21 protein-coding genes and 2 pseudogenes are annotated in these 24,699 nt (G+C 72.4%); 12 read left to right on the top strand and 11 right to left on the bottom strand.

The window, feature by feature from the left end; all coding sequences use genetic code 11:
- Window positions 1-28: 28 nt before the first annotated feature.
- Both I8N67_RS09200 and I8N67_RS09195 read right to left on the bottom strand, forming a co-directional pair.
- Window positions 29-967, bottom strand: a complete 939-nt coding sequence (locus tag I8N67_RS09200) for a class II fructose-bisphosphate aldolase (RefSeq protein WP_200302105.1) — start codon at window positions 965-967, stop codon at window positions 29-31.
- Between the two features lie 13 nt (window positions 968-980).
- Window positions 981-1,871 carry an SIS domain-containing protein gene (locus I8N67_RS09195; RefSeq protein ID WP_200302104.1) on the bottom strand — a complete coding sequence of 297 codons (891 nt, stop codon included), beginning with the start codon at window positions 1,869-1,871 and terminating at the stop codon, window positions 981-983.
- 176 nt (window positions 1,872-2,047) lie between these two features.
- Between I8N67_RS09195 and I8N67_RS09190 the strand changes: the two genes are divergently transcribed.
- Window positions 2,048-2,827 (top strand): DeoR/GlpR family DNA-binding transcription regulator, encoded by a 780-nt coding sequence (locus I8N67_RS09190; RefSeq protein ID WP_200302103.1) that lies wholly within the window; start codon window positions 2,048-2,050, stop codon window positions 2,825-2,827.
- A gap of 33 nt (window positions 2,828-2,860) precedes the next feature.
- On the opposite strand, the gene I8N67_RS09185 is transcribed toward I8N67_RS09190, so the two are convergent.
- Complete coding sequence (locus I8N67_RS09185) at window positions 2,861-3,868, bottom strand: Lrp/AsnC family transcriptional regulator (RefSeq protein ID WP_200302102.1); 1,008 nt, start codon at window positions 3,866-3,868, stop codon at window positions 2,861-2,863.
- Window positions 3,869-4,092: 224 nt separating this feature from the next.
- Here I8N67_RS09185 and I8N67_RS09180 point away from each other — a divergent pair, with 224 nt between their 5' ends.
- The gene (locus I8N67_RS09180) at window positions 4,093-5,427 is read left to right on the top strand and encodes an Nramp family divalent metal transporter (protein WP_200302101.1); all 1,335 of its coding nucleotides are present in this window, start codon (window positions 4,093-4,095) and stop codon (window positions 5,425-5,427) included.
- A complete protein-coding gene (locus tag I8N67_RS09175) occupies window positions 5,424-6,926 on the top strand; it encodes an amidase (RefSeq protein ID WP_200302100.1) in 1,503 nt (500 codons plus the stop codon). The genes I8N67_RS09180 and I8N67_RS09175 overlap by 4 nt, the downstream gene beginning before the upstream one ends.
- A gap of 13 nt (window positions 6,927-6,939) precedes the next feature.
- Here the strand turns inward: I8N67_RS09175 and I8N67_RS09170 are convergent, their stop codons facing one another.
- Window positions 6,940-7,764 carry a class I SAM-dependent methyltransferase gene (locus tag I8N67_RS09170; protein ID WP_200302099.1) on the bottom strand — a complete coding sequence of 275 codons (825 nt, stop codon included), beginning with the start codon at window positions 7,762-7,764 and terminating at the stop codon, window positions 6,940-6,942.
- A 43-nt stretch (window positions 7,765-7,807) separates the two neighbouring features.
- Window positions 7,808-8,815 (bottom strand): DUF8832 domain-containing protein, encoded by a 1,008-nt coding sequence (locus I8N67_RS09165; RefSeq protein ID WP_200302098.1) that lies wholly within the window; start codon window positions 8,813-8,815, stop codon window positions 7,808-7,810.
- A gap of 189 nt (window positions 8,816-9,004) precedes the next feature.
- Here I8N67_RS09165 and I8N67_RS09160 point away from each other — a divergent pair, with 189 nt between their 5' ends.
- Window positions 9,005-11,293 (top strand): heavy metal translocating P-type ATPase, encoded by a 2,289-nt coding sequence (locus I8N67_RS09160; protein WP_200302097.1) that lies wholly within the window; start codon window positions 9,005-9,007, stop codon window positions 11,291-11,293.
- A gap of 145 nt (window positions 11,294-11,438) precedes the next feature.
- Here the strand turns inward: I8N67_RS09160 and I8N67_RS09155 are convergent, their stop codons facing one another.
- The gene (locus I8N67_RS09155) at window positions 11,439-12,755 is read right to left on the bottom strand and encodes a multidrug effflux MFS transporter (RefSeq protein ID WP_200302096.1); all 1,317 of its coding nucleotides are present in this window, start codon (window positions 12,753-12,755) and stop codon (window positions 11,439-11,441) included.
- 75 nt (window positions 12,756-12,830) lie between these two features.
- Here I8N67_RS09155 and I8N67_RS09150 point away from each other — a divergent pair, with 75 nt between their 5' ends.
- Together I8N67_RS09150 and I8N67_RS09145 are read left to right on the top strand one after the other, a co-directional pair.
- Window positions 12,831-13,325 carry a MarR family winged helix-turn-helix transcriptional regulator gene (locus I8N67_RS09150; protein WP_200302095.1) on the top strand — a complete coding sequence of 165 codons (495 nt, stop codon included), beginning with the start codon at window positions 12,831-12,833 and terminating at the stop codon, window positions 13,323-13,325.
- 281 nt (window positions 13,326-13,606) lie between these two features.
- Window positions 13,607-15,052 (top strand): HEAT repeat domain-containing protein, encoded by a 1,446-nt coding sequence (locus tag I8N67_RS09145; protein WP_200302094.1) that lies wholly within the window; start codon window positions 13,607-13,609, stop codon window positions 15,050-15,052.
- Here I8N67_RS09145 and I8N67_RS09140 read toward each other — a convergent pair.
- Window positions 15,027-15,416: pseudogene (locus tag I8N67_RS09140) on the bottom strand (DUF427 domain-containing protein); the annotation flags it as partial. The gene I8N67_RS09145 and the pseudogene I8N67_RS09140 sit on opposite strands and share 26 nt — an antisense overlap.
- Here I8N67_RS09140 and I8N67_RS09135 point away from each other — a divergent pair.
- The 4 genes and pseudogenes from I8N67_RS09135 to I8N67_RS09120 all read left to right on the top strand — a co-directional run.
- Window positions 15,405-16,208: pseudogene (locus I8N67_RS09135) on the top strand (MFS transporter); the annotation flags it as partial. The pseudogenes I8N67_RS09140 and I8N67_RS09135 overlap by 12 nt on opposite strands.
- A gap of 178 nt (window positions 16,209-16,386) precedes the next feature.
- Window positions 16,387-16,578 carry a putative ATP-grasp-modified RiPP gene (gene tgmA / locus I8N67_RS09130; RefSeq protein WP_200302093.1) on the top strand — a complete coding sequence of 64 codons (192 nt, stop codon included), beginning with the start codon at window positions 16,387-16,389 and terminating at the stop codon, window positions 16,576-16,578.
- Between the two features lie 16 nt (window positions 16,579-16,594).
- Entirely contained in the window at window positions 16,595-17,578 is a 984-nt protein-coding gene (gene tgmB / locus I8N67_RS09125) for an ATP-grasp ribosomal peptide maturase (RefSeq protein ID WP_200302092.1), read from the top strand.
- 69 nt (window positions 17,579-17,647) lie between these two features.
- Window positions 17,648-18,388 carry a maleylpyruvate isomerase family mycothiol-dependent enzyme gene (locus tag I8N67_RS09120; protein ID WP_200302091.1) on the top strand — a complete coding sequence of 247 codons (741 nt, stop codon included), beginning with the start codon at window positions 17,648-17,650 and terminating at the stop codon, window positions 18,386-18,388.
- 60 nt (window positions 18,389-18,448) lie between these two features.
- Here I8N67_RS09120 and I8N67_RS09115 read toward each other — a convergent pair whose 3' ends face one another.
- The 3 genes from I8N67_RS09115 to I8N67_RS09105 form a co-directional block, all read right to left on the bottom strand.
- The gene (locus I8N67_RS09115) at window positions 18,449-19,114 is read right to left on the bottom strand and encodes a response regulator (RefSeq protein ID WP_200302090.1); all 666 of its coding nucleotides are present in this window, start codon (window positions 19,112-19,114) and stop codon (window positions 18,449-18,451) included.
- Window positions 19,111-20,385 (bottom strand): sensor histidine kinase, encoded by a 1,275-nt coding sequence (locus I8N67_RS09110; RefSeq protein WP_200302089.1) that lies wholly within the window; start codon window positions 20,383-20,385, stop codon window positions 19,111-19,113. Before I8N67_RS09110 ends, I8N67_RS09115 begins: the two co-directional genes overlap by 4 nt.
- A gap of 89 nt (window positions 20,386-20,474) precedes the next feature.
- Window positions 20,475-21,188: a TetR/AcrR family transcriptional regulator gene (locus I8N67_RS09105; RefSeq protein ID WP_200302088.1), complete on the bottom strand. Its 714-nt coding sequence runs from the start codon at window positions 21,186-21,188 to the stop codon at window positions 20,475-20,477.
- 251 nt (window positions 21,189-21,439) lie between these two features.
- Here I8N67_RS09105 and I8N67_RS09100 point away from each other — a divergent pair, with 251 nt between their 5' ends.
- Window positions 21,440-21,889: a nitroreductase family deazaflavin-dependent oxidoreductase gene (locus tag I8N67_RS09100; protein ID WP_200302087.1), complete on the top strand. Its 450-nt coding sequence runs from the start codon at window positions 21,440-21,442 to the stop codon at window positions 21,887-21,889.
- Between the two features lie 65 nt (window positions 21,890-21,954).
- Here the strand turns inward: I8N67_RS09100 and I8N67_RS09095 are convergent, their stop codons facing one another.
- Window positions 21,955-23,160, bottom strand: a complete 1,206-nt coding sequence (locus I8N67_RS09095) for a geranylgeranyl reductase family protein (RefSeq protein WP_200302086.1) — start codon at window positions 23,158-23,160, stop codon at window positions 21,955-21,957.
- A gap of 182 nt (window positions 23,161-23,342) precedes the next feature.
- On the opposite strand from I8N67_RS09095, the gene I8N67_RS09090 reads away from it, so the two are divergent.
- Window positions 23,343-24,698, top strand: coding sequence for a dipeptidase (locus I8N67_RS09090; RefSeq protein WP_200302085.1), 1,356 nt, complete (start codon window positions 23,343-23,345; stop codon window positions 24,696-24,698).
- Window position 24,699 lies beyond the last annotated feature (1 nt).

Genomic DNA, 24,699 nt, shown 5'->3' with positions numbered 1-24,699 from the left:
CCCACGCGGGACGGACGTGTACGGGCTGTTACGTGGGCGGAACGGCCCCTGCCGGGTCCTCCTCCGCGGGCCCTCCCGCAGGCTCCTCCGTGCGCAGGACCCGGATGAGCCGGGCCACCGTTTCCGCCATCGCCGCCCGGCCCGCCGTGAGGTACTCGCGCGGGTCCACGGCATCGGGGCGGGCGGTCAGGTACTCCCGGATCGCGCCGGTGAGGGCGATGTTGAGCGCGGTGCCGATGTTGACCTTGGCGATGCCGCCCGCGACGGCCGTCCGCAGTTCGCCGTCCGGGACGCCGGAGGAGCCGTGCAGGACGAGCGGGACGTCCAGGGCGGCGGCCAGGCGTTTCAGGAGGGCGTGGTCGAGGGCGGCGGTACGGGTGGTCATCGCGTGCGAGCTGCCGATGGCGACGGCGAGCGCGTCCACCCCTGAATCGGCCACGAAGGCCCGCGCCTCGTCGGGGTCGGTACGGGCGCCGGGGGCGTGCGCGTCGAGTGGAGCCCCCTGCCCCGCACCCGGCGCGCCCCCCGCCCCCGCGTCCTTCCCACCCACCCGGCCCAGCTCGGCCTCGATCCAGAGCCCGTGACCGTGCGCCCATTCGACGGCGGCGTACGTGGCGGCGAGGTTGTCCAGGTAGGGCAGGCGCGACGCGTCGTACATCACCGAGCTGAACCCGGCGTCGGCCGCCCGGCGCAGCAGGTCGTCGCTCTGGACGTGGTCGAGGTGGAGCGCGACGGGCACGGCGGCCCGTTCGGCGGCGGCGGTCGCGGCGCGGGCCAGCGGGAACAGGTCCCCGTCATGGAACTTGACGGCGTTCTCGCTGACCTGGAGGACGACCGGCGCGGCCACGGACTCGGCGCCCGCGACGACCGCCTCGATGTGCTCCAGGGTGATGATGTTGAACGCGGCCACCGCGGAGTGCGCGGCGGTGGCCTTCGCGATCAGTTCACCGGTCGTGGTGAGCGGCACGACTCCTCCTGTTTCAGCGGTCGTCGGAGTCGAGGATCACCGAGCGCGTGAGGTGGCGCGGCCGGTCGGGGTCGAGTCCGCGGGCGGCGGCCACGGCGACGGCGAGCCGTTGGGCGCCGACGAGTTCGGCGAGCGGGTCGAGCCCGCCGGCCACCCACAGGCCGCCGGTCTCCCGCACCTGTTCGGCCAGCCCTTGGGGCGCCTCGCCGAGCATCCAGGTCGCCGTGCCCCGGGTGGTGACGCTGATCGGGCCGTGCCGGTACTCCATTGCCGGGTACGCCTCGCTCCACGCGAGCGCCGCCTCGCGCATCTTCAGCGCGGCCTCGTTCGCGAGACCCACGGTCCAGCCCCGGCCGAGGAAGGTGAACTGGGCGCTGCCGACGAGCCCTTGGGGCAGCGGCGTCGCCAGCGCGGTGCGCGCGTCGGTGACCGCCGCGTCCGTGTGCAGGCCGAGACGGGCGCGCAGGAGGGTCAGGGCGGTGGTCGCGAAGCGGGTCTGGACGACGGACTTCTCGTCGGCGAAGTCCAGTACGACCACGTCGTCCGCGGCGGCCATCACGGGGGTGTCCGGATCCGCGGTGATCGCCGTCGTACGCGTACGCCCGCGGAGTGCGCCCAGCAGTTCGAGTACTTCGGTGGTGGTGCCGGAGCGGGTGAGGGCGACGACACGGTCGTAGGCGCGGCCATGGGGGAACTCCGACGCCGCGAAGGCGTCGGACTCGCCCTGGCCGGCCCGCTCTCGCAGCGCGGCGACGGCCTGCGCCATGAAGTACGACGTCCCGCAGCCGACGAGCGCCACCCGCTCCCCCGGCCCCGGCAGGGCCTTCGCGTGGGTCACCGCCTCGGCGGCCGCGCGGGTCCAGCACTCGGGCTGGCTGTTCAGCTCGTCCTCGGCATGGGTCATGCGGTAACCCCTCCCCAGGAATCACGGACTGATGCTTGTTTCTGCACAATAGATGCAACTTTCGAGCATCTTCAAGCATCCCGAGGGGTTGAAATGCTCCATCTGCGCTAGGGTCGCGCGAAGATCACGCTCGGAAAGATCCCGCTCGGAAAGATCGCTCGTATGGGAGGCCGCGGATGTCCCGCGATGCCCGCTGGCAGACGCTGCTCGAACTCCTCGTCGAGCGGGGGCGGCTGGACGTCGAGGAGGTGGCCGCCGAGCTGGCCGTGTCCCCCGCGACGATCCGGCGCGACTTCGACCAGCTCGCCGAGCAGCAGATGCTCCTGCGCACGCGGGGCGGGGCGGTCGTGCACGGTGTCTCGTACGAGCTGCCCCTGCGCTACAAGACGGCCCGGCGCGCCACCGAGAAGCAGCGCATCGCGAAGGCGGTGGCGGATCTCGTCGCGCCCGGCGAGGCGGTGGGCCTGACCGGCGGCACGACCACCACCGAGGTGGCGCGGGCACTGGCCGTGCGGAGCGATCTGACGTCGGGGGCGCCCGCGCTGACCGTCGTCACGAACGCGCTGAACATCGCGAGTGAGCTGGCCGTCCGGCCCCAGTTCAAGATCGTGGTGACGGGTGGGGTGGCCCGCGCCCAGTCGTACGAACTCGTCGGTCCGCTCGCCGACGGAGTGCTCGGCCAGATCACCCTGGACGTGGCCGTGCTCGGCGTGGTCGCCTTCGACGTGGTCCACGGCGCGGCGGCGCACGACGAGGCGGAGGCGGCCGTCAACCGGCTGCTCTGCGAGCGCGCCGAGCGGGTCGTCGTCGCGGCGGACTCCAGCAAGCTGGGGCGGCGGGCCTTCGCGCGGATCTGCGCGGCCGGGTCGGTGGGCATCCTGGTCACGGACGCGGCGGCGCCGGCGGAGACGGTACGGCTGTTCGAGGAGGCCGGGGTGCGGGTCGTCGTCGCCTGAGACCTGCGGTCGGAGGGCAGGGTCTGAGTCGCGTCAGTCCCGTAGCCAAGGGGCGAGCATGCCGCCGCGTTTCAGGGTGGTGAGGACGAGGGAGACGTCCAGCGACGCCACCGCGCGCAGCCAGGGGGAGCGGGTGACGAAGTCATGGAGGGCCGTTTCGTCGGGGAACGCGGTGAGGATCAGGAGCTGGCGTTCGCCGGTGACGAAGCTGGCGTAGCGGACGTGGGCCGACTCGGTGAGGGCCGCCGTCACGGAGTCCACCTCGGCCGGGGACGTGCGGGCCCACAGGACCGCCTCCACCGGTAGGCCGAGCACGGCGGGTTCGATCACGGCGCGGATGCGGACCCTGCCCTCGCGCCGCAGGGTGCCGAGGCGCCGTCGCGCGGTGGCCTCCGAGACGCCCGCGACGCGCGCGAGTTCGTCGTAGGTGCGGCGCCCGTCCTCGGCGAGGGCATGCAGCAACAGCCGGTCGGCGCGGGAGAGTTCGGGTGAGATGTCGGCGGGCGGCAGCGGATCTGTCACCTGCGGCGACGCGGTGTCGGAGGGGTCCGCGCCTCCCTTCAGCGCGGCGATCTCGGCATCGGTGAGCAGGCCCGCGTGCCACTCGCGGATCGTGCGGACGTGCCGCAGCACCGGGAGAGTACGGGTCTCCGTCACGCCCGGCAGACCGGCGAGTTCGTCCAGCACCAGGCCCGCCAGGCGTTCGCGAGGGCAGCGCAGTTCCGCGACGCAGTCCGGGGTGCCGGTGAGGACGTGGGCGAAGACGCAGTCGGGCCGGCGGGCCAGTGCGGTGGCGGTGACCCTCGCCCGGCCCGGGGCGCAGCGGACGCCGACCACCACGCTGCGGCCGCGCATCGCCATGGCCCCGATCCGTACCAGGCCGGACTCCAGCAAACGGGTGCCCCGGCGGACGACGGTGCGTTCGGGCTCGCCGAGGGCCGCCGCGATGCGGTGCCAGGCGGCCCGGCCGTCGATCTGCAGCGCGCTGATGATGCGCCGGTCCAGTGAATCCGTCACGGGGCCGGTCTGCGGTGCGTCCATCGGCCCCAGAGTATGGCGGATTCCGTCATCTCCGCAGGGATTCTTGTTCGCTTCCGTCGCCGTGGCCCAGCCTGCCGTGAAGTGGAACCGCATGGTCTCCCCGCCGTGCGGTCGTGTCCACCCGTCCCCCGCCACCCCCACTGCCACCCCTCACCACCACCCCCTCCTTCGGCCCGCACGAGCCGCACGGACCCATGACTCCCGTAACTCCCCGATGTACGGAGATGGTTGACGTGACAGCGACTCCTGGAAGTCCCCCGCGTGCCCCCGGCGCCGAGGCCACCGTTCCGGCGACGCGGCCCCGGCCCGGCGGCCCCCTGCGCGGCCGACTGGCTCTGCTGGGCCCCGGGCTGGTGCTGGCCGCCGCGAGCGTGGGCGCGGGCGACATGGTGACGTCGCTCGCGGGCGCGGCCGGTTACGGGATGGCCCTCCTGTGGGCGATCGTCATCGGTGTCGTCCTCAAGTACGCGCTCACCGAGGCGGTGGGCCGGCTGTATCTGGCCACCGGGCAGACCGTGATCGCGAGCCTGAAGTCCGCCGCCCGCTGGCTGCCGCCGCTGTTCATCCTGTTCGTGCTCGTCATCGGACTGCTCTACGGGGCGGCGCTCAGCTCGGTGGCGTCGCTGGCGCTGTCCACGCTGTTCCCCGTGCTGCCGGTCAGGCCCGTCGCCGTGGCGATCGCGCTGGCGTCGGCCGCGATCGTGTATGTCGGTCGGTACGCCCTGTTCGAGCGCGTGATGAGCGTCTTCATGATCGCCAAATTCCTCGGTATGGCCGTCCTGGCGGTGGCCATGCTCGCCACCGCCGACGATCTGCCCGGCCTGCTCGGCACGCTGCGCCCGAGGCTGCCGGAGGGTGACGTGGTGACGGTGCTCGCGCTGATCGGCGGCGTGGGCGGCACGGCCGGGATCGCCTCGTACAGCTACTGGGTGCGGGAGAAGGGCTGGGCGGACCGGAGCCGGCTGCGGCTCATGCGGGCGGACTCTGCGGTGAGTTACGCCGTGACGTTCCTGTTCGTGGTGTGCACGACGGTGGTGGGTACGGGGCTGCTGTACGGCACCGGCGGAAGCATCACCGGCAGCGAAGGCCTCGCCGCGCTCGCCGATCCGCTCGGCGCCGACCTGGGGTCCGTGGCCCGGGTGCTGTTCCTGGGTACGTTCTTCCTGGTGACGCTGAGCGCGCTCGTCGGCGGCTTCAACGGCCTGTGCTATCTGCTCGCCGACTCGCTGCGGGCCCTGCGCGGCGTCCCGGACGCCGAGGCGGAGCCGCACATCGCGCAGCACAGCCGCCCGTTCCGGGCCTTCCTGCTCTACTGCACGCTCACCTCGGTCGCCGTCACCTTCGTGGGACGGCCGGTGCCCCTGGTGCTCACCTACGCCGCCGTCGGCTCGCTGATCCTGCCGCTGCTCTCCGGCGCACTGCTGGTGCTGCTCAACCGCCGGGGCGTGGAGCCTGGGCTGCGCAACGGAATCACCTCGAACCTGCTGCTGGGCGGCTCCTTCGTGCTCTTCGCAGTGCTCGCCGTCGTACAACTCAAGGACTCCCTGGGAGGGGCGTGACCCACCTCGTGAACCCCACTGTCGACCACCCCGAGAAGTACCCCGTGAACCCGACGGGCGACGTGAACTCCACGGACGACCTGTGCTTTCGGACCGCGTACGAACTCGCTGTCGCGCTCGCGCGCCGTGAGGTGTCCGCGCGGGAGGTGGTGACCGCCCACCTGGAGCGGATCGAGCGGGTCAATCCGGTGGTGAACGCGATCGTGACCCTGGTGGCCGACCGGGCGCTGGAGCAGGCGGCGCAGGCGGACGACCGGATGGCGGCCGGGGAGCCGGTCGGCCCGCTGCACGGGCTGCCCGTCGCGCACAAGGATCTGCACGACACGGCGGGCATCAGGACGACGTCCGGCTCGCCGATCTTCGCCGACCGGGTCCCCGACCGTGACCATCTGGTCGTCGAGCGGCTGCGGAAGGCGGGGGCGATCACCCTCGGGAAGACCAACGTCCCCGAACTGGGCCTCGGTTCACACACCGTGAACCCTGTCTTCGGGGCCACCCGCAACCCGTACGACCTCTCCCGCAGCGCGGGCGGCAGCAGCGGTGGCGCGGGAGCGGCCCTCGCCTGCGGGATGCAGCCCATCGCGGACGGCAGCGACACCGGCGGCTCGCTGCGCAACCCCGCCTCCTTCAACAACGTCGTGGGGCTGCGCCCGTCGCCCGGCCGGGTGCCGTCCTGGCCGGACAAGGCGCCGTGGGGTCAGCTGTCGGTGAAGGGGCCGATGGCCCGGACCGTCGCGGACGTCGCCCTGACCCTGTCCGTCCTGGCCGGCCCCGACCCCCGCGATCCCCGCTCCCTCCAGACGCCCGGCTCCACCTTCGCCTGGCAACTCGACGGCGGACTACGGGGGTTGCGGGTCGCCTGGTCGCCCGATCTCGGCGGCACCGTGCCCGTCGACCCGGAGGTACGGGACGTGCTGCGCCCGGCGGTCGAGGTGTTCTCCGCACTGGGCTGCGAGGTCGAGGAGGCCTGCCCCGACCTCACGGGGGCGGACGAGGTGTTCCTCGCCCAGCGCGCCTGGCAGGTGGAACTCTCCTACGGGCCGCTGCTGGACGAGCACCGCGACCGGCTCGCCCCGGACGTGATCTGGAACATCGAGGAGGGCCGCAGGCTCGGCGGACCCGACCTCGGGCGGGCACAGGCGCTGCACGGCGCCCTCTTCCACCGGGTCCGTGAGTTCTTCGAGCGGTACGACCTGCTGTTGCTGCCGGTCAGCCAGGTCGCGCCGTTCGACATCGGCCTGGCGTACCCGACGGTCGTGGACGGCACCCCCATGGAGACCTACCTCGACTGGATGCGCTCGGCGTATCTGATCTCCGTCACCGGCTGCCCCGCCCTGTCCGTCCCGGCCGGGTTCACTCCGGACGGCCTGCCCGTCGGGCTGCAGATCGTCGGCCCGCACCGGCGGGACTGGTCGGTCCTCAAGGCCGGTCACGCCTTCGAACAGGCGACGCTGGTGGGCGAGCGCCGGCCGCCGGTGGTGATGGCCGACGCCGTCTGAAGCGCGTCGGCAGTCAGCGGGTCGCGAGGAGGCCGAACAGGAGGGGGATGCGGGGCTCCGGGAGGCGCCACCAGCCGGACGGGGTGCGGGTCATCCGGGGCCAGCGCGGCCAGGGGAGTTCGTCGCTCTCGCGCAGTCGCCGGATGCTCAGTCCGGCGCCGACCAGGGCGTTGATCACCTCGTCGAGGCCGTGCATCCACTCGTAGCTGTCGGTGGCTCCCTCGACGGCGGGGCCGTCGGTGTAGGTGTACGTCGCGTCGCGGTGCACCGGGCCCCGGCCGCCCAAGTAGTCGTGGCGGAGGAGGAGTCCGGGGCCCGCGCCGGGGTCGGGCTTCGGGCCGAGGGAGTTGAGGAGCGGGTGGAACTCGGCGATGCACAGCCGGCCGCCGGGCCGCAGCAGCCGGGCGATCACGGCGGCCCAGCGGTTCAGGTCGGGCAGGTAGCACAGGGCGCCCTTGCCCGTGTAGACCACGTCGAACCGCCCTTCCCCCAGGGCCTCCACGGCGTCGTACACATCGGATCGTACGTACGTGACGTCCAGGCCCGCCCTCGCCGCGATGCCGGTCGCGGCGGCCACGGACGCCGCGGAGAAGTCCAGGCCGGTGGCGCGCGCCCCGCGCTGTGCGAAGGCGAGTGTCTCGGTGCCGAGGTGGCACTGGAGGTGCAGCACGTCCTGGCCGGCCAGTTCACCGAGGTCCTCCCACTCCCAGGGGGCGAACCACCGGGAGGGTTCGAGGTCCTCGTCGAGGCCGTAGAACCGGCTCGCGAGATGGACGGGGGTACGGGCGTCCCAGTTGGCCTCGTTGGCCCGCATCAGCTGCTCGTGGGCGTCGGTCATGAGGTCATCCAATCAGGAGCGGAGCGCCCCATGTCCCGGCTCCTCAGTGCTCGTGGCCGGCCGATGTGCCCTCCGGCTCCTCCGGTTCGGCCGACTCCTCCGGTACGGCCGCTGCGCCCGCCCGGACCGTGAACGCCGCCGTGTGGATCCTTCCTTCGTGCTTGAAGTCGAGGAAGAGGCGGTAGCTGCCGCCGCTGGGTGCGGTGGCCGTGAAGGAGATGCCCGGGCCGGGCCGGGTCGTGCCGTCCCCGGGTTCGCCGTTGGGATGCACGTGGAGGTAGGCGAGGTCGCCGGAGCGCAGGGCGACCAGGTGGCCGTAGGCGCCGAGGTAGGGCTGGAGGTCGGTGACGGGACTGCCGTCGAGGGAGACCTTCAGCTTGATTTCGCTCGCCGCGCCGGGCCGCAGGCCGCCGTCCAGCTCGACCTCGTAGCCGTTCACCTCGGCGGTGGTGCTCGGCGCCGGGAGCTTCTCCGGCTTGTACGTGCCCGAGGCGGCGAGGTCGGCCCCGAGCGTGAGGTTCTCGGCGTCCTGGCCGGCCGGGGTGAAGTCGGCGAAGACGCGGTAGCCGCCCGCCCGGGGCAGGTCGACGGGGGTGCTCCAGGTGCCGTCGGCGGCGCGGGTGGGGTGCAGATGGCGGTAGGTGACCAGGTCGCGTGAGGCGACGATGAGGTGGAGCTCCTTGTCGTGCTCGCGCTGGTACGCCGTGACGGCTCGGCCGTCCTCGTCGCGGATGACGAAACTCAGGTCGGTGCGGTGCCCGGCGGCGACGCTCGGGGTCCGCAGGTCGAGGCTGTATCCGCCCTCGGAGATCTGCAGCCCACCGGGCGGGGCCGATTCGTGTTCTCCCGCATGGCCGCCGCCCTCGTCGGGTTGCTGCTCGGGGCGCCGCTCGCGTTCTGGTGACGTCTCGCTGTGGCTGTCATGGCGCGCGGGGGCGCTCTCCGCCACGTCGTCGCCCACGGCCTCGACGCCCTTCCCTACGCCGTAGGTGGCGCCGAACGTCGCGGCCAGCGCGGCGGCGAACGCGGTGATCCTCAGTCCGGTGTTCATTGCCGTCTCCTTCGCGATCCGGGTGTCAACACAGCTCACGTTACCCCCAGGGGGTATAAAGTCAAACGCCGCGAGTACCTTGCCTTCCGTACCCTGGGGGGGTATACAGACAGGAGTGCGGCGGTTGCCTTTGGGTACCCCTACCCCGTATCTCTTCCGATCGCCGGCCACCACGTACAAGGAGCAGCCATGAGCACCACCATCACCGGCCCGGCCGCCGAGGTAGAGCTCGCCATCGGCGGCATGACCTGCGCTTCCTGCGCGGCTCGCGTCGAGAAGAAGCTCAACCGGATGGCGGGCGTCACGGCCACGGTCAACTACGCCACCGAGAAGGCGAAGATCAGCTACGCCGATGACGTCTCCGTGCCCGATCTGATCGCCACCGTCGAGGCGACGGGGTACACGGCACGCGAGCCCGCGCCGCCCGTACGGGCGGATTCCGAGGGCGGGGGCGGGGGCGTGGACGGGAACGCGGGCGATGAGGCGGACGACGCGCTGCGGCCACTCAGGCAGCGGTTGATCACGGCGGTGGTCCTCGCGGTCCCCGTGGTCGCGATGGCCATGGTCCCGGCCTTGCAGTTCGAGTACTGGCAGTGGCTGTCCCTGACGCTGGCGGCACCCGTGGTGACGTACGCCGGGTGGCCCTTCCACAAGGCGGCGCTGGCGAACGCGCGGCACGGCGCGGCGACGATGGACACCCTGATCTCGGTCGGTACGACGGCGGCGTTCGGCTGGTCGCTGTGGGCGCTGTTCCTCGGGACGGCGGGCACGCCGGGCATGACGCACCCCTTCGAGCTGACCATCGCCCGCGGTGACGGCTCCGGGAGTATCTATCTGGAGGCGGCGGCCGGGGTGACCGCGTTCATCCTGGCAGGGCGGTACTTCGAGGCGCGCGCCAAGCGGAAGGCGGGCGCGGCGCTGCGTGCGCTGCTGGAGCTGGGCGCGAAGGACGTCACCGTGCTGGGGTCCGACGGAGGCGAACGGACCGTTTCCGTCGCCGAGTTGAAAGTCGGCGACCGCTTCCTGGTGCGGCCCGGCGAGAAGATCGCCACCGACGGGACGGTCGTCGAGGGCTCGTCCGCCGTGGACGCCTCCATGCTCACCGGCGAGTCCGCGCCTGTGGACGCCGGGGCCGGCGACCCGGTCACCGGTGCCACGGTCAACGCGGGCGGCCGGCTCGTTGTCGAGGCCACCCGGGTCGGCGCGGACACCCAACTGGCCCGGATGGCGAGGCTGGTGGAGGACGCGCAGAACGGGAAGGCCGCGGCGCAGCGGCTCGCGGACCGGATCTCCGCCGTCTTCGTGCCGATCGTGATCGCCCTCGCCCTGGGCACCCTGGGCTTCTGGCTCGGCAACGGCGCCGGGCTGACGGCCGCGTTCACCGCATCCGTCGCCGTACTGATCATCGCCTGCCCCTGCGCCCTGGGGCTGGCCACGCCGACGGCGCTGCTGGTCGGCACCGGGCGCGGCGCCCAGCTCGGCATCCTGATCAAGGGCCCCGAGGTGCTGGAGTCCACGCGCAGGGTCGACACGGTCGTGCTCGACAAGACGGGCACCGTCACCACCGGCCGGATGACCCTACTGGCCGTGCACACCGCCGACACCACCGACGAGGCCGAAGTGCTGTGCCTGGCGGGCGCGTTGGAGCACGCCTCCGAGCACCCGGTCGCCCGTGCCGTCGCCGAGGCGGCACTGGCGAAGCTCGGTACGCCGCTGCCCGTGCCGGAGGACTTCGCGAACGTGCCCGGCCTCGGCGTGCAGGGCGTCGTCGACGGCCACGCGGTCCTCGTGGGCCGCGAACGGCTCCTGGCCGACTGGGCCATGGCCCTGCCCGCGGAACTACGGCGGGCCGTCTCCGGGGCCGAGGCGTCCGGCCGTACGGCCATCGCGGTCGCCTGGGACGGCGAGGCACGCGCGGTTCTCGAAGTCGCGGACGCCGTGAAGGAGACCAGCGCGGAGGCGATCACCCGGCTGCGGGCGCTCGGGCTCACCCCGATCCTGCTGACCGGCGACAACAGGGCGGTGGCCGAGTCCGTGGCGCGTGCGGTCGGTATCGCGCCCGAGGACGTGATCGCCGAGGTGTTGCCGCAGGACAAGGTCGACGTCGTCAAGCGGCTGCAGGGAGAAGGCCGTTCGGTCGCGATGGTCGGCGACGGCGTCAACGACGCGGCCGCGCTCGCCCGGGCCGACCTGGGCCTCGCCATGGGCACGGGCACGGACGCCGCGATCGAGGCCGGCGACCTGACCCTCGTACGGGGTGATCTGCGCGCGGCGGCCGACGCCATCCGCCTCGCCCGCCGGACCCTCGGCACCATCCGGTCCAACCTGTTCTGGGCGTTCGCCTACAACGTGGCCGCCCTGCCGCTCGCGGCGGCCGGCCTGCTCAACCCGATGATCGCCGGGGCGGCCATGGCCTTCTCCTCGGTCTTCGTCGTCGGCAACTCCCTGCGCCTGCGCACCTTCCGGGCGGCCGGCTGAACCGACTCACCAACTCCCTGACTCTGAAGGGCCGTTCCTCGCCGGTCATGGTCCGGGACGGCCCTCAGCCACGCCGCCTCCGCACGGGCACAGCCCTGCCGCCCCGCACGGGCACAGTCCCGCACGGGCGCCGGGCGTCGCCCGCTCACGGACGGGACGCCGACCGCTCCGGTCCCACCTCGCCCTGCCCCCGCCACGGCCGTGCGAGCCCGACGAGCGCGAGGGCGGCCGCGGCGACCGCCGTCAGCATGATGAGTGCCATCGGGAGGGAGCTGTCGTCGCCGAAGAGGCCGACCAAGGGCGAGGCCAGAGCGCCGAAGAGGAACTGCAGGCCGCCGAGGAGCGCGGAGGCGGCGCCCGGGGTGGTGCGGCCGAGGGCCTGGCCGAGGCTCATGGCCGCCGGGAAGATCAGCCCGATACCGGCGACGGTCACGAACAGCGTGACCCAGGTGCCGACCAGGCTCTCGCCCACGGTGACGACGAGCAGGACCTGGGCCAGCGTGCCGAGGGCCGAGACACAGATGCCGGCCGTGAGCAGTGTGTTCAGCCGCACCCCTCGGCCGGCGAGGCGGGCGAAGACGGCTCCGGCGAGCAGCATGCCGACGGCGTTGGTCGCGAAGATCAGGGAGTACGTCGTCGAGGACACCCCGTGCAGGTTCTCGAAGACGAAGGCGGACCCGGCGATGTAGGCGAACAGGGCGGCCGAGACGAGGGCGAGGACAAGGACATAGCCCATGAACGCGCGGCGGGTGAGCAGCGAGCCCATGGCACGGAAGGTGCTCGCGACCCCGCCGCTGTGGCGCCGCTCGGGCGGCAGCGACTCGGGCACGCCGCGCACCACGGCGAGCAGGAGCAGTACGCCCATGACGGTCAGTACGGCGAACACCGCGCGCCAGCTGGACACGGTCAGGATCGCGCCGCCGAGCACCGGCGCGGCGATCGGGGCGACTCCCATGATCTGCGAGAGGACCGCGAAGTGGCGGGGCAGTTCGGCCCCGTGGAAGCGGTCGGAGAGCACGGCCCGCGCCAGCACCATGCCCGCCGCGCCGGCCACGCCCTGGAGGAAGCGGGCGCCGGTCAGGACGGCGACGTTCGGGGCGACGGCGCACAGCAGGGAGAACAGCACGAAGCCGGCCGACCCGGAGATGAGCAGCCGACGGCGCCCGATCCCGTCACTGAGCGGCCCGAACAGCAGCTGTCCCACGACGAGGCCGGCCAGGAAGGCCGTCATGGTCAGCTGGACGGCCGAACTGCTCGCCCCGAGCGAGTCCCCCATCGCGGGGAAACCGGGGACGTACATGTCGGTGGCGAGCGGAGCGACGGCGGTCAGCGCGGCGAGCACGGCGACGAGGGCGGTGGCGGAGCCCTTGTGGGGCGCGGAAGGGACCGCAGGATCGGCGGGGCCGCCGGAACCGGTTCCGGCGGTGGCGGAGGGGGAGGGGGAGGGGGAGGGGGCTATCATGACGTTAACGGTAACCGATGGTTCACCAGTTAACAAACTCATTCGACAGCCATCCGAGAGCGAGAAGCGAGCCGTATGTCCTCCTCCCCCGCAGCCGTCCGCGCCCAGTGGGCCGAGCACAACCCCGGGCTCGACACGTCGCCGATGGAGGTGATCGGTCTGCTCAAGCACGCCACAGCCCTGGTCGAGCGGGCCGTCGAGCCGCTCTACGCGGGCGCTCCCCTCACCGCGCCGGAGGTCGACGTGCTGATCCTCCTCCGGCACACCACGGAGCCGGTCATCGCCCGCCGCCTGTCCGAACGCCTCGGCCTCTCCCGCGCGGGCGTGAGCAAGAGCCTCGCCAAGCTGGAGCGACGCGGCTTCGTCTCCCGCGCCCCCAACCCGGCCGACCGCCGCGCCGCCCTGATCACCATCACCCCGGACGGGGCACAGGCCGTCGACACCCTCTTCCCCCGCCAACTCGCCGCCGAGGTCGAACTGCTGGCGGGACTCGGCGAGGACCGGGAATGGGTCCTCAAGGCATTGGAGCGCCTGGTGGCGGTGATGGAGAGCCGGGTGGGCGAGCGGTGATCGGAATTGCCCAATCGGCCGAGGAATTACGAATCGCGCCGAATGCCGGGGTCGATTTTCCGGGCGTCACATATGACGAGACGGCCTTTCACACATCCGGAACCCAACCCACGCACAGACTGCGAATCATCGAATCCTGATCAGGTGATTCCGCTACTCGGGCCGCAAGGAATTCACTGAGGTCGGCAATGAGAGTTCCGAAACGGTGTCCACGCCGAACCCGGCCCCTCATGGCGAACTTGACCCACACGCCGCCCTCGCGCCCGATTAAGGTGCGCGCCATGGACAAGGGACGGCTCACCGAAGAACTCTCCGGCTCCCACGATCACACCCGGCCGGCCCGCGACGCCCTCGTGGAACAGGGCGCGGCCGTGGCGGCGGTGCTGGAGGTGCTCTGCGACGAGGGGTCACCTGTCGACTGGAGCCTCGCGGCGGATGTGCTGTGCAGGATCGGGGAGCCCGCCTTCCCTCCGCTGACGGAGGCGATCGCGAAGGCGGACTCACCCGAGGTGGTGACACGGGCCGCATGGACACTGGGCCGACTGGAGGTGGCCGATGTCGGCGCTTACAGCCCCCTGTTGAAGCACCCTCAGGCACGGGTCCGGGAGAACGCGCTCGTCGCCTTCCAGCGCCGGGGCGAGGCCTCGGTGGGGTTCGTCGGCCGGTTGATCCCGTTGCTGGGAGACCCGGAACCCGAGGTCCGGCAGCGGGCGGTGCAGGCGCTCACGGCGATCGGCACCGGAGCCGTCCCCGAGCTGCGGCGGCTGCGACAGCGGCCCGCGACCGGCCCCCGGATCCGGTCCGGCGCCTTGGTGGCACTCGCGGCGATCGGCGGACCGGCCGCGCTCAGCCCCGTGGACCAGGACGCCTGCCGCCGGCTGACCAGGATCAAACGGCCGGCCGAGATACCGGAGGCCATGCACCGGTGCACCTCCTGGTACGCCGTCCCGGGCTCCGACCGGGCGGCGATACTGGAGGCGTTCGACCTGAGCGACCCCGAGCCGGTCACCCTACGGACGGGCGCCGCCGCCTGGGAGCACGACCAGCACCATTGGCTGCGGGACCGGCCCCACCCGCACACCGATTGCGCACGCGTCTTCGTCAGCCCCGAACTGGACGGCTGGACGCTGGTCTTCGGCAACCCGTCCCAGGACACCCACCGCATCGACGCCGCCGGCGACCACGACGCGGCCGCCCTGGCGCACCTCGTACGCCGACGGTGCGCCGACCTCAGCCGCCGGTTCGGAACCGCGCAGTGGTACGGCTCGCACTGCCGAGACAACTGGACGGCCTGGTGCATCGCCGAAGACGGAAAGGTGGTGCGCCACTACGACCTGCGCGCCGCCCTTGAGGACGGCGACGAAGGCCCCGCACATCCCGCCGAAGCCGGCTACCTCCTGCCGCACGACGACGGCATGCCCGAAGACATCTACGACGACGAGGGCGTCTGGGACTCGGAAGCGTTCACCGCCCGGTACAACCGGGTGAAGGACGAACTCCGGATCCCCGACATGTGCTACGCCAATGACATCGCGGCCCGGCTCTCGGTCGACCCCGGCGCACTCGGACCGCACACCCGGGTCACGGGCTCCGGCGTCCTCACCCTCACCGCCTGCGGCCGGGAACACGGCCACCCCGCCGGAGCACTGCCGATCCGACGGCCTCCGTCCCGACCACCTCCGTCCCGACCACCTCCGTGCGTCACGTGGCCGAGGGCTTTCTGCTGAAGGGGGTGATCGGGCGTTCCAGGCGTTCGCCGTCGACGGTGATGTCGACCTCCTCGTTGTAGAAGGCGAGGAGCCCCTTGACCGGGCCCACCGCGGGCAGCGGCTCCGGATAGCTCCAGACGATGTGCGGCGGCACGTCGGCCGTGCCGCGCCACGACCAGTACTCGGCGGTGCCCTTGTAGGGGCAGCCGGTGCTGTGGTCGGTGGGTTCGAACAGGTCCAGCCGGACGTCCTCGCGCGGGATGTAGTACCGCGTGGGCAGACCGGTCTCGAACAGCAGCACCGGGCGGTGTGTGTCGGCGACGACCGTGCCGTCGATCTCGACCCGGACATGACGGCCGCTGACCAGGGCGTCGACGTACTGCGGCGGCCGATCATGCCGAGCTTCCACGCCGCGTTCAGCCTCGGCGGGATGGTCGGGGCGGGGCTCGGCGGCCTGGTCGCGGACTCCCTGTCCCCCACGCGCCATCTGCTCGGCATCACCGTGATCGGCCTGCTGGTGACCGCCGTCGCCGGCCGCACCCTGCTGCGCCACGAGCCCCCGGCACCCCCGGAGGCCGCCCCCGGCCAGGAGAACGACGAAGGCGGCGACCCGCGCCGCCCGGACTCCGGTACCCGCGGCCTGGTCGTCGTCCTCGGCCTGATCGCCCTGTGCACGGCGTACGGCGAGGGAGCGCTGGCCGACTGGGGCGCCCTGCACCTGGACGAGGATCTGGACGCCTCGCCCGGTGTCGCGGCGGCCGGTTACTCGTGTTTCGCGCTCGCCATGACGATCGGCCGGCTGACCGGGACGACACTGCTCGAACGCCTGGGCAGGACCAGGGTCCTCGTGGCCGGCGGCGCCACCGCGACGGCCGGGATGCTGCTGGGCTCCCTCGCCCCCTCGGTGTGGGCGGCTCTGCTCGGGTTCGCGATCACGGGGCTCGGGCTCGCCAACATCTTCCCCGTGGCCATCGAACGCGCCGGTGCGCTGGCCGGTCCCGGTGGCGTGGCCACCGCCTCCACGCTCGGCTATCTCGGCATGCTCCTCGGCCCGCCCGCGATCGGCTTCATGGCCGAATGGTCCTCTCTGTCCCTCGCGCTCACCAGCGTCGCGATACTCGCCGGATTCGCCTCCGTCATCGCCTTCCTCACCCGCCACGCAGCCGTCAATTGACCACTCACCGTTGCCTCATGGCACCTCGCGGTGCATGACGACAGGCCTCGGACAACATGAGGCAACCATTCAGTCGTTCGATTCGTATAACTCCCTGGAGGCACTGCGACCCGGCCGAACAGAGTGCGGCCGGAGCGTCACCATCCGCTTTCTGGATGGTCCCGAACAAGGAGAAACGATGCGACTGTTCGTGCTCAACTACGCTCGCGACACTGAGCAGTTGGAGTTCAGCGCTCCGTACACTTACGACTCCGGGCTGCAGTTGAACGTGCTCGCCGATGGGCGGATAGCCGCCCATGACCAGGGTCTGATGCGGGAATTGGGGGCGACGACCTCGACGGCGGGTTCGAAGACCCACTTCGACGACTGAACGCGGACCGGCGACGATGACCGTACTGATCCTGACGCGCGAACAGGATGTGACGGCGGACCTGGTGGTGGCACAACTGAACAGGACCGGCGTACCGGTGGTCCGGGTCGACCCGGCCGACCTGCCCGGCCAAGTGGCGCTCTCCGGCGAGTACGTGCACGGCTCCTTCCGCGGGCATCTGTCCGCGGGGGGACGCCTGGTGAGCATGAGCGGGCTGCGGTCCGTGTGGCTGCGCCGGCCGGGGGTTCCGGCCACCCGGACCGCCGAGCCGTCCGCATGGCTGACCGAGGAGTCCTCTCAGGCCCTGTACGGCATGCTGCGCGGCACGGGCGCCCGCTGGATGAACGACCCCGACGCGGCCCGGCGGGCCCGCCACAAGCCCTGGCAGCTCCGGCACGCCCAGGCCTGCGGGCTCCCCGTACCGGCCACGCTGATCACCACGTTCCCGCAGGTCGCCCGCGACTTCGCCGAGCGCTTCCCCGATCTGGTGGTGAAGCCGGTCTCGGGCACGCATCCGCAGGAGCCGCCGCGGACGGTCCCCACCAGCCGGATCGCGCCGGACACCGACTTCGCCGCCGTCGCCTTCGGTCCGACGCTGCTGCAGCGCCGGATCGCCAAGACCGCCGACCTCCGGCTCACCGTCGTCGGCGACCGCGTGCTGGCCGCCCGCAAGGCCGTCCCCTCGGACGCGCACCCCGACGAGGTCGACGTCCGCTACGCCGCCTCCACCGCTCCCTGGCAGCCGGTCGACGTCCCGGCGCGCACCGCCACCGCCGTGCACTCCTATCTGCGGGGCGCCGAACTCGCCTACGGGGCCTTCGACTTCGTCGAGGACGCCGACGGGATCTGGTGGTTCCTCGAGTGCAACCAGTCGGGCCAGTTCGGGTTCGTGGAGATGGACACCGGCCAGCCGATCGCCCGCACCATCGCCGACTGGCTGGCACGCGAGGAGCCCGAGGCGGGGCCGCGCCGCACCGGCCGCATACGGGCCACACCCTGACGCACCGAAGTGGCCCGCCCGAGAAAAAGCGGGCCACTTAGAGAGCACTCCATCCGGCAGACTCGGCCCATGGAGACCGCCGAGCACATCAGAGCGCTGGACGAGGAGGGCCGGCTGCTGGCCGCCGCCGCCCGGAAGGCCGGTACGAACGCCGAGGTCCCGACGTGCCCGGACTGGCGCGTACGGGACCTGGTGCTGCACATGGGCGCGGTGCACCGCTGGGCTGCGGCGTTCGTCGCCGAGGGCCACCCCTCGCCGCGCCGCCCCGACGACGGCCCGGACCTGGACGGCGCCCCTCTTCTGGCCTGGTTCGAGGAGGGACACCGCCGCCTCGTCGACACCCTCCGCGCCGCCCCGGCCGACCTCGCGTGCTGGAGCTTCCTGCCCGCCCCCTCCCCGCTGGCCTTCTGGGCGCGCCGCCAGGCCCATGAGACGGCCGTGCACCGCGCCGACGCGGAGTCCGCCCTCGGTATCCCCCTCGCCGAGCCCACCGCGGACTTCGCGGTCGACGGCATCGACGAACTGCTCCTCGGCTTCCACGCCCGCGACAGGAGCCGGGCACGCACCGACACCCCGCGCCTCCTGCGGGTACGGGCGACGGACACGGACGCCGCCTGGACCGTACGCCTGTCCTCGCAGCCACCCGCGACGGAACGCGCCGAGGCCACCGGGGAGGCCCTGGACGCCGACTGCGAGATCGCCGGCCCGGCGCCCCAGCTGTACCTGTCCCTCTGGAACCGCCTCCCCTTCCCGGCCGTCACCGGCGACCCCTCGCTCGCCGCACTGTGGCGGGAGGCCGCGAGCATCTGACACCGGGGCCCGGCCCCGGTCCGCCGGCTGCGGGCGCCGCCTATCGGGGCGGCGCCCCGCTCAGCCCAGCCAGCCCGGCCGTACCAACCCCGACTCGTAGGCGAGCACGACGAGTTGGGCCCGGTCGCGGGCGCCCAGTTTGACCATCGTGCGGCTCACATGGGTCTTGGCGGTCAGTGGGCTGACGACGAGGCGGCGGGCGATCTCGTCGTTGGTGAGGCCGATACCGACGAGGGCCATCACCTCCCGCTCCCGCTCGGTGAGTCCGGCGAGAGAGGCGACGGCCGCGGGCTCCTTGGAGCGGGCCGCGAACTCGGAGATCAGCCGCCGGGTCACGCCCGGCGACAGCAGCGCGTCGCCCTCGACGACCGCCCGTACCGCGCGCAGGAGTTCCTCCGGCTCGGTGTCCTTCACCAGGAAGCCCGACGCCCCGGATCGGATCGCCTCGAAGACGTACTCGTCGAGTTCGAAGGTGGTCAGCATGACGACCCTGACGTCCTCGAGCCCCGGGTCGTCGGTGATACGGCGGGTCGCGGCGAGGCCGTCGAGGACGGGCATACGGATGTCCATCAGGACCACGTCGGGGCGCAGTTCGCGCACCTTGCGGAACGCCGCCTCACCGTCGGCGGCCTCCCCGGCCACCTCGATGTCGGGCTGGGCGTCGAGCAGCGCCTTGAACCCTGCCCTCACCAGAGACTGGTCGTCGGCGAGCAGTACGCGGATCACCGGTCCTCCTCGGCCTCGCGGGACGCGCGTACGGGCAGTACGGCGAGCACCCGGAACCCCCCGTCGTCACGTGGCCCCGCCTCGATCGTGCCACCCAGCGCGGCGGCCCGCTCCCGCATTCCGGCCAGTCCGTTGCCGCTGCCGCCCGCGTCCGTGCCGGTCGCCGGCCCGTCGTCATCGATCCGCAGCCGCACCTCACCCCCGCCACGACCGAAGCACACGCGCGCATGCCGCGACCCCGAATGCCGTACGACGTTGGTGAGGGCCTCCTGGACGATGCGGAAGGCGGCGAGATCGGTGCCCGGCGGCAGCTCGGGCGGCTCGCCCTCGATCTCGACGGTCAGGCCCGCCCCCGCCGCCTGCTCGACGAGTTCGGGGAGCCGGGCGAGCCCCGGAGCGGGGGCGCGCGGGGCGTCGCCGGGCGCCCGGAGGGTGTCGAGCACCTGGCGGACCTCGCCCAGGGCCTCCTTGCTGGCCGCCTTGATGGTGGTGAGGGCGGTGCGTGCCTGTTCCGGGTCGGAGTCGAGGAGCGCGAGGCCGACACCGGCCTGGACGTTGATCACCGAGATGCTGTGCGCGAGGACGTCGTGCAGTTCGCGGGCGATCCGCAGTCGTTCCTCGTCGGCCCGCCGCCGGGCGGCCTGCGCGCGCTCCGCCCGCTCTCGGGCCCACTGCTCGCGCCGGGCGCGGGCCAGCTCCGAGAGCGCGACGATCGCCACGCCCCAGGTCACGACGACGACCTCCTGCCCCCAGCCCGCCGCGTCGTCCCCGGCCGAGGGCAGCCACCGGTACAGCCAGTGCGCCACCAGTACATGCCCCACCCACAGCGCCCCCATCGCCGTCCAGGCGGCCTTGCGGTGCCCGGCGACGATCGCGCTGAAGCAGCCGACGGCGACGGTGAGGAACACCGGCCCGTACGGGTATCCGGCACCCAGATACACCATCGCGGTCGCAGCCGTGCCGAAGGCGACGAGCACCGGCTGCCGCCACCGCCACAGGAGCAGGAGGGCACCCACGAGCAGCAGGACGCGCGCGAAGGGGGCGAGGTCGGCGCGGTCGCCCTGCTGGAGTTCGGCGGCGGCGTTCGAGCCGACCAGGACGAAGACGGTGAACGCCAGCGTGGAGCGCCAGGGCCAGCGGGTGCGGGTGTCGTCGTCCGGCCGGTTCCACCACGGCGGGCCCCCGCCGTGCCACCGCCGCCACGGCGGCCCGCTCCACACCGGCCCGCCCCCTCCCGGGGAGCCACCCGCGTCCGTACCCTGCTCTGCCATGGCGGCCACGCTAGACGCCACGCCGCGGCCACGGCGTCACCCGAGCGAGGTGATCACACCTACTCCCGGCGAAGTACGCCCACCCGGTGTCAGCGCGCCGCCGCCTCGGACTGCGGGTACACCAGGCCGACGTGGTGGGCGAGTTGGCCCGCCGCATGCCGGAAGAACGCCTCGCGGTCCTCGACCACCCGGTGGAACTGTCCGAACACCTCGAAGTTGACCAGCCCGAACAGCTGCGCCCAGGCGCCGGCCAGCACCACGACCGTCTCCGGCGGCAGATCGGGCGCGAGCTCCTCGGCCATCCGCCGCGCCTCCGGCCGGAGCTCGGCGGGCACCTTCCACTGCGCCTCCCCCTTGGCCTGATAGGCGTCGCGCACGATCCGGATCAGCAATCGCCCGACCCGCGACGCGGCCGGCACGGTCGTGTCGGGCGCGGTGTAGCCGGGCACGGGCGAGCCGTAGATCAACGCGTACTCGTGCGGTCGCGCCAGCGCCCACTCGCGCACTCCTTCGCACACGGCGACCCACTGCCCCGCCGGGCTCTCGCCCCCGACCGCCGCGTACGACGCCTCGGCGGCCTCGCCGAGGGAGTCGTAGGCGTCGATGATCAACGCGGTCAGCAGCTCGTCACGGCTCCGGAAGTAGCGGTACAGCGCGGAGGAGGCCATGCCGAGTTCCCGCGCCACCGCACGCAGCGAGAGCTTTGCCGCGCCCTCGACGGCGAGCTGTCTGCGCGCCTCGTCCTTGATGGCGGCGGTGACCTCGATCCGGGCGCGGGCACGGGCCCCTTGTGCTGTGCTCATGTGAAGCAGTGTGCCACAGAGGCAGAGCACTGCACTCAATTCAGATCAGCGCTCTCGAAAAGGAGCGCCACTCACGCTACGGATCAGCGCTCTCCACCCAGAGCGCCGCCCCCAAACGAGAGCACCGCTCTTGCATCGGAGCATCGATCTCGTGCACACTGCTCACAAGCGAGAGCAGTGCTCTCTGAATCGCCTCGGTGAACGGCCCCTTGAGCCGCTCCCCGAGCCACTCGCCAACCGGGAGGGACCCCATGTCATCGACCCACTACATCAAGTCCAACCCCTTCGACCGCGCGCTGAACGGCTTCATCGGCTGGCTCGCCCGCCACGGCGTCAGCCTCCTCGGCACAGCCGAACTCTCCGTACGCGGCCGCAAGAGCGGCGAGTGGCGCCGACTGCCCGTCAACCCGCTGCCGTACGAGGGCGGCCCCTACCTCGTATCGGCGCGCGGCCACTCCGAGTGGGTACGCAACATGCGGGCGGCGGGCGGCGGCCGGCTCCAGGTGGGGCGCCGGGTGCGGGAGTTCACGGCCGTCGAAGTGCCGAACGCGGAGAAGCCCGTCGTCCTGCGCACCTATCTGAAGAAGTGGGGCTGGGAGGTGGGCCGGTTCTTCGGCGACGTCAACGCCGACTCCACCGACGCGGAACTGCTCGCCGCCGCGCCGAAGCACCCCGTCTTCCGGATCACCATCGCCGAGTGACCCGGGCGGCGGCCCCGCCCACCACGGCCGTAACCAGCCATAGCCCCCGGCCGTACCCGTCGCGCCTACCTGTCGAACGAGGTCAGCACGCGCTGGGCGAGCGGGTGGGTGCGGACGAGCTCGCCGAGCGAGGTCGAGCCGCGCGCGATGTCGACGAAGGCCCGCCAGGCGGGCCGGAAGCCGGTGAGCGCCGCATGGAAGAGCCCGGGCCGCCGCGCGAACGCGTTCAGCAGTCGCTTGCCGACGCTCATCTCGACGCCGAGCCCCGCCTTCACAGCGAACGCGTAGTTCAGGGCCTGACGGCGGGTGTCCACCGCGTCATTCGCTTCGGCGATGCGAACCGCCCACTCCCCCGCGAGCCGCCCCGAGCGCAGGGCGAAGGAGATGCCCTCCCGGGTCCACGGCTCCAGCAGTCCCGCCGCGTCCCCGCACACCAGCACCCGTCCCCGCGAGAGCGGGGAGTCGTCGGCGCGGCAGCGCGTCAAGTGCCCGGAGGAGATGCTCGGTTCGAAGCCGGCGAGGCCGAGCCGCCCGATGAAGTCCTCCAGGTACCGCTTGGTGGCGGCGCCTTCACCGCGCGCGGAGATCACGCCGACGGTCAGTGTGTCGCCCTTGGGGAACACCCAACCGTAGCTGCCTGGCATCGGGCCCCAGTCGAGGAGGACGCGTCCCTTCCAGTCCTCGGCGACGGTCTCCGGCACGGGGATCTCCGCCTCCAGGCCGAGGTCGACCTGGTCGAGCTTCACCCCGACATGCGCTCCTATGCGGCTGGCGCTGCCGTCGGCGCCGACGACGGCCCGCGCCAGCACGGTGTCGCCGTTCTGCAGGACGACGGCGACCGTACGCCGGTCCGGCACGGCCGAGCCGTGTTGCTCCACCCGGGTGACCGCGACGCCCGTACGCAGTTCCGCGCCCGCCTTCTGGGCGTGCTCGACGAGCTGCTGGTCGAACTCGGGCCGGTTGATCAGACCGAACAGCATGTGCTTGGACTTGCGGGTGCGGGTGTAGCGGCCGTCGAGAGAAAAGGTGACCGCGTGCACGCGGTCCTTGAAGGGCAGTTCGAAGCCGGGCGGCAGGGCATCGCGCGAGGGGCCGATGATGCCGCCGCCGCACGTCTTGTAACGCGGCAGCTCCGCCTTCTCCAGCAACAGGACGCTGCGTCCCGCGACCGCCGCCGCGTAGGCGGCCGAAGCCCCCGCGGGGCCCGCGCCCACCACGACGACGTCCCACACCCGCTGCACGTCGTCCGCCGAAGAGTTCTCGCTGCTCACGATGGTCTACTGCTCCCGATCCAGCCGCCTGCCGCACCTGTCCCACGCATCCTACGGCGGGTGACGCCGAGCACCGCTGTGGGAGGATCGGCAGCGCATGCGCCCTACACCGACACACCGGGTATGCGCGTACGCACACACATACCCAGTAGGACAACGTCGCACCCACGAGGAGCGTGCCCATGCCGTCGAATCCGGTCGCCGAGACCGTCGCCTCGCTGATACCCAGGGCGAAGGAGGAGCTCACCGAACTGGTGGCCTTCAAGTCGGTGGCGGACTTCGACCAGTACCCGAAGAGCGAGAGCGAGGGCGCCGCGCGCTGGGTCGCCGACGCGCTGCGCGGCGAGGGTTTCCAGGACGTGGCCCTGCTCGACACCCCCGACGGCACCCAGTCCGTGTACGGCTACCTGCCGGGGCCCGAGGGCGCGAAGACGGTCCTCCTCTACGCGCACTACGACGTGCAGCCGCCGCTGGACGAGGCCGCCTGGGACTCGCCACCGTTCGAGCTGACCGAGCGCGACGGCCGCTGGTACGGGCGCGGCGCGGCCGACTGCAAGGGCGGCGTGCTCATGCATCTGCTGGCGCTGCGCGCGCTGAAGGCCGACGGTGGCGTCCCGGTGCACGTCAAGGTGATCGCCGAGGGCTCCGAGGAGATGGGCACCGGCGGCCTCCAGCAGTACGCCGAGGCGCACCCCGGGCTGCTTGCCGCCGACACCGTCGTCATCGGCGACGCAGGCAACTTCCGCGCCGGCCTGCCGACGGTCACCTCCTCCCTGCGCGGCATGATCCTCATGCGCGTCAAGGTCGACGCCCTCGAAGGCAACCTGCACTCGGGCCAGTTCGGCGGTGCGGCCCCCGACGCGCTGGCCGCGCTGATCCGCGTACTGGACTCGCTGCGCGCCGAGGACGGCACGACGACCGTCGACGGACTCGCGAGCGACGGGACGTGGGACGGCCTGCGGTACGACGACGCGCGGTTCCGCGAGGACGCCAGGGTGCTCGACGGTGTGGAACTGGTCGGGTCCGGCGCGGTCGCCGACCGTATCTGGGCGCGTCCGGCGGCCACGGTGCTCGGTATCGACGCCCCGCCGGTGATCGGCGCGACCCCGTCGATCCAGGCGAGCGCCCGCGCCCTGATCGGCCTGCGCGTCCCGCCGGGCGTGGACGTCACGGACGGCCTCAAGCTGCTCGAAGCCCACCTGGTCGCGCACACCCCGTGGGGCGCCCGGGTGAGCTGCGAACCGATCGGCCACGGCCAGGCGTTCCGCGCCGACACCACCAGCCCCGCGTACGAGGCGATGGCCGCCGCCATGGCCGTCGCGTACCCGGGCCAGGAAATGCAGTACGCGGGCCACGGCGGCTCCATCCCGCTGTGCAACGCCCTCGCCGCCCTCTACCCGGACGCCGAGATCCTCCTCATCGGCCTCAGTGAGCCGGAGGCCAGGATCCACGCGGTCAACGAGAGCGTGTCCCCGGAGGAGTTGGAGCGCATGTCGGTGGCTGAGGCCCTGTTCCTGCGCAACTACGCGGCGAGCTAGC

The organism is Streptomyces adelaidensis, from assembly GCF_016598475.1.
GTDB lineage: Bacteria > Actinomycetota > Actinomycetes > Streptomycetales > Streptomycetaceae > Streptomyces > Streptomyces adelaidensis.
This window is presented reverse-complemented; position numbering and strand designations above follow the sequence as displayed.

Excerpts from the sequence above, each read along its gene's own strand:
- I8N67_RS09195 (WP_200302104.1), bottom strand. The coding sequence starts at position 1,871 with ATGACCCATGCCGAGGACGAGCTGAACAGCCAGCCCGAGTGCTGGACC.
- I8N67_RS09190 (WP_200302103.1), top strand. The coding sequence starts at position 2,048 with ATGTCCCGCGATGCCCGCTGGCAGACGCTGCTCGAACTCCTCGTCGAG.
- I8N67_RS09185 (WP_200302102.1), bottom strand. The coding sequence starts at position 3,868 with ATGGACGCACCGCAGACCGGCCCCGTGACGGATTCACTGGACCGGCGC.
- I8N67_RS09180 (WP_200302101.1), top strand. The coding sequence starts at position 4,093 with ATGGTTGACGTGACAGCGACTCCTGGAAGTCCCCCGCGTGCCCCCGGC.
- I8N67_RS09170 (WP_200302099.1), bottom strand. The coding sequence starts at position 7,764 with ATGACCGACGCCCACGAGCAGCTGATGCGGGCCAACGAGGCCAACTGG.
- I8N67_RS09165 (WP_200302098.1), bottom strand. The coding sequence starts at position 8,815 with ATGAACACCGGACTGAGGATCACCGCGTTCGCCGCCGCGCTGGCCGCG.
- I8N67_RS09160 (WP_200302097.1), top strand. The coding sequence starts at position 9,005 with ATGAGCACCACCATCACCGGCCCGGCCGCCGAGGTAGAGCTCGCCATC.
- I8N67_RS09155 (WP_200302096.1), bottom strand. The coding sequence starts at position 12,755 with ATGATAGCCCCCTCCCCCTCCCCCTCCCCCTCCGCCACCGCCGGAACC.
- I8N67_RS09150 (WP_200302095.1), top strand. The coding sequence starts at position 12,831 with ATGTCCTCCTCCCCCGCAGCCGTCCGCGCCCAGTGGGCCGAGCACAAC.
- I8N67_RS09145 (WP_200302094.1), top strand. The coding sequence starts at position 13,607 with ATGGACAAGGGACGGCTCACCGAAGAACTCTCCGGCTCCCACGATCAC.
- tgmA (WP_200302093.1), top strand. The coding sequence starts at position 16,387 with ATGCGACTGTTCGTGCTCAACTACGCTCGCGACACTGAGCAGTTGGAG.
- tgmB (WP_200302092.1), top strand. The coding sequence starts at position 16,595 with ATGACCGTACTGATCCTGACGCGCGAACAGGATGTGACGGCGGACCTG.
- I8N67_RS09120 (WP_200302091.1), top strand. The coding sequence starts at position 17,648 with ATGGAGACCGCCGAGCACATCAGAGCGCTGGACGAGGAGGGCCGGCTG.
- I8N67_RS09110 (WP_200302089.1), bottom strand. The coding sequence starts at position 20,385 with ATGGCAGAGCAGGGTACGGACGCGGGTGGCTCCCCGGGAGGGGGCGGG.
- I8N67_RS09105 (WP_200302088.1), bottom strand. The coding sequence starts at position 21,188 with ATGAGCACAGCACAAGGGGCCCGTGCCCGCGCCCGGATCGAGGTCACC.
- I8N67_RS09100 (WP_200302087.1), top strand. The coding sequence starts at position 21,440 with ATGTCATCGACCCACTACATCAAGTCCAACCCCTTCGACCGCGCGCTG.
- I8N67_RS09090 (WP_200302085.1), top strand. The coding sequence starts at position 23,343 with ATGCCGTCGAATCCGGTCGCCGAGACCGTCGCCTCGCTGATACCCAGG.